The sequence below is a fragment of the Streptomyces sp. NPDC055078 genome, from assembly GCF_053607985.1.
The window spans coordinates 1-2,967 of record NZ_JBSGUP010000859.1 but is presented as its reverse complement, the minus strand read 5'-3'; the positions used below and the strand labels follow the sequence as shown (position 1 = coordinate 2,967).

The window sequence follows — 2,967 nt, the reverse complement described above, 5'->3', positions numbered from 1 at the left end:
TCCCACGCGAGCACCGACTCATGCGCCCCGAGCCGGGTCAGCAGCGCACCGATCGCGTCACCGTCGCGGACGACCACCCGGTCCACCCCGCGCACCTCGCGCGCCTTCGCGGCGATGGAGAGCCGGCGGGCCGCGCCGACCAGGGCGAGGGCGGCCTCCGGGCCGGGGCAGGTGACCTCCAGCGAGGAGGAGCGGCCCGGCTCGGTCAGCGACCCGTGCGCGAGGAACGCGCCGCGCCAGGCGGCCTCCGCGTCACAGGTGGCGCCGGATACGACCTGCGGCGGCAGCCCCCGGATCGGGCGCCCCCGGCCGTCGACCAGCCCGGTCTGCCGGGCCAGCTGGTCGCCGCCCGCCACCACCCGTACGACATAGCGGGAGCCGCGCCGCAGCCCGCCGGGTGCCATCACCATCAGCTCGGAGCTGTGGCCGAAGATCTCCAGGATGTCCCGCTTCAGCCGGCGCGCGGCGATGCCGGTGTCCAGCTCCGCCTCGATCACGATCCGCCCGCTCACCAGGTGCAGCCCGCCCGCGAATCGCAGGATCGCCGAGACCTCCGCCTTTCTGCAGCAGGTCCGGGTGACGGGAAGCCGGGAAATCTCATCCTTCACCGCTGCCGTCATCGCCATGGGCCGATCCTTCCATGCATCCGAAAAATACGGTCGTACGCGGCGGCCAACAGCTCCGGGTCGTGCTTCGGATGTCCGTCGGGCGAGGCCACGGGCGCCAGCTCGACCGCGGCGCCGAGCCGCTTGGCGGCATCGGCGAGGGAATCGCGGTCGGGCACGGCGGCCTGATCGGCCAGCACCACGTCCAGGGCGAGTTTAGGCGCGTGTCGTCCCAAAACCTCCAAATGACGCTGCGGTGAAAAGCCTTCGGTTTCACCGGGCTGGGGTGCCAGATTGAGCGAGAGAACACGTCTCGCCTTGCTCTCCACCAGGGCATCAAGCAGTTCGGGCACCAGCAGGTGGGGGATCACCGAGGAGAACCAGGAACCCGGTCCGAGAACCACCCAGTCGGCGTCACGAACGGCGGCCACGGCCTCCGGTACGGCGGGCGGATCGTGAGGCACGAGATGCACGGACTGCACATCCCCGGGGGTGAGCGCGACGGTCGCCTGACCGCAGACGGTCTCCACCTCGTCCGGGCGGGCCGGGTCGTGTCCCCGTACGAGAGCCTGGAGCTCCAGCGGCACGGCGGACATCGGCAGCACCCGCCCGTGCGCGCCGAGCAGCCTGCCCACCAGGTCCAGGGCCTGGACATGGTCGCCGAGCTGCTCCCACAGGGCGACGATCAGCAGATTGCCGACCGCGTGCTCGTGCAGATCGCCCTGGGACTGGAAGCGGTGCTGGATCACCCGCGACCAGGTCTGCCCCCAGTCGTCGTCGCCGCAGAGCGCGGCCAGTGCCTTGCGCAGGTCACCGGGCGGCAGGACGCCCAGCTCCTCCCGGAGCCGGCCGCTGGAGCCACCGTCGTCGGCGACGGTGACCACGGCGGTGAGATCCCCGGTGATACGGCGCAGTGCCGCGAGCGAGGCGGAGAGCCCCATGCCGCCGCCGAGGGCGACGACCTTCGGCTGCGCGCCGCGTTTACGGCCCATGGGCACATGTGCTGACCTGCGCAGCCGCCGCAGACGCAGGGTGCGTCCGGTCACTCGCGCCCCATGTCCCGGTGGACGACTACGGTCTCGATGCCCGCCGACGAGAGCCGGGCGGCGAGCTTCTCGGAGGTGGCGACGGAGCGGTGCTTGCCGCCTGTGCAGCCGACCGCGATGGTCACATAGCGCTTGCCCTCGCGGCGGTACCCCTCGAAGATCAGCTGGAGCAGCTCGGTGTAGTGGTCGAGGAACTCCTTGGCGCCGGGCTGGTTGAAGACATAGTTCGACACCTCTTCGTTGACACCGGTGAAGGGGCGCAGCTCCGGGACCCAGTGCGGATTCGGCAGGAAGCGCATGTCGACGACGAGATCGGCGTCGACGGGCAGCCCGTACTTGAAACCGAACGACATCACCGTCGCCCGCAGCTCCGGCTCCTCGTCGCCCGCGAACCGGGCGTCCATCTTGGCGCGCAGCTCATGGACGTTGAGGCTGGAGGTGTCGATCACCAGATCGGCGTCGCCGCGCAGCTCGCGCAGCAGATCGCGCTCGGCGGCGATGCCGTCGACGATCCGGCCGTCGCCCTGGAGGGGATGCGGCCTGCGCACCGACTCGAACCGCCGGACCAGGGCGTCGTCGGACGACTCCAGGAAGACGATCCGCCGGGTGACCTGCTTGGCGTCGAGGTCGGCGAGGGACTCGCGGAGGTTGTCGAAGAACCGCCGTCCGCGGACGTCCACGACCACGGCGATCCGGGCGACATTGCCCTGCGAGCGGGCGCCCAGCTCCACCATGGTGGGGATCAGCGCGGGCGGCAGGTTGTCCACGACGAACCAGCCGAGGTCCTCAAGGCATTTGGCGGCCGTGCTGCGCCCGGCGCCGGACATACCGGAGATGATCACCAGCTCGGGGATGGCCGCCTCCGCGGCACCGCCGGGCTCGCTCGTGGTGCCCGTACTCACGTCTGCTGCTCCGTCTCCGTCGTGCTCGTTCATGTCGTACCGCCCCCGTCGTTCTCTTCCATGATCTCTCCTGTCGCCGTGTTCACGGCGGGGGCGGCCGGGGCCGCCCGGGCGAGGGCCACGACGACGGACTCCGCCGTCTTGCGGCCCATGCCGGGTACCTCGCAGATCTGCTCGATTGTGGCCCCCCGCAGCCGCTTGACCGAGCCGAAATGCTTGATCAGGGCCTGTTTCCGGGTTTCGCCGAGGCCGGGGACCGCGTCCAGCGGGCTGGTACGGATGCGTTTGGCCCGCTTGGTGCGCTGATAGCGGATGGCGAAGTCATGGGCGGTGTCGCGGACGCGCTGGAGGAGATACAGCCCCTCGCTGGAGCGGGGCAGGACGACCGGGTCGTCCTGCCCGGGCAGCCAGACT

4 protein-coding genes are annotated in these 2,967 nt (G+C 70.8%); all 4 read right to left on the bottom strand.

The genetic code is table 11. The features are described from left to right. Positions 1 to 626: DNA-binding protein WhiA (gene whiA / locus ACWF94_RS37770; RefSeq protein ID WP_453499352.1), on the bottom strand; the 626-nt coding region annotated here is incomplete at its 3' end. After that, positions 617 to 1,651 carry a gluconeogenesis factor YvcK family protein gene (locus ACWF94_RS37765; protein ID WP_453499350.1) on the bottom strand — a complete coding sequence of 345 codons (1,035 nt, stop codon included), beginning with the start codon at positions 1,649 to 1,651 and terminating at the stop codon, positions 617 to 619. The genes ACWF94_RS37765 and whiA, both read right to left, overlap by 10 nt. After that, positions 1,648 to 2,586, bottom strand: coding sequence for an RNase adapter RapZ (gene rapZ / locus ACWF94_RS37760; protein WP_453499348.1), 939 nt, complete (start codon positions 2,584 to 2,586; stop codon positions 1,648 to 1,650). Before rapZ ends, ACWF94_RS37765 begins: the two co-directional genes overlap by 4 nt. Further along, positions 2,583 to 2,967: helix-hairpin-helix domain-containing protein (locus ACWF94_RS37755; protein WP_453499346.1), on the bottom strand; the 385-nt coding region annotated here is incomplete at its 5' end. The genes rapZ and ACWF94_RS37755, both read right to left, overlap by 4 nt.

Coding starts and splice junctions, on each gene's coding strand:
- rapZ (WP_453499348.1), bottom strand. CDS start 2,586: ATGAACGAGCACGACGGAGACGGAGCAGCAGACGTGAGTACGGGCACC.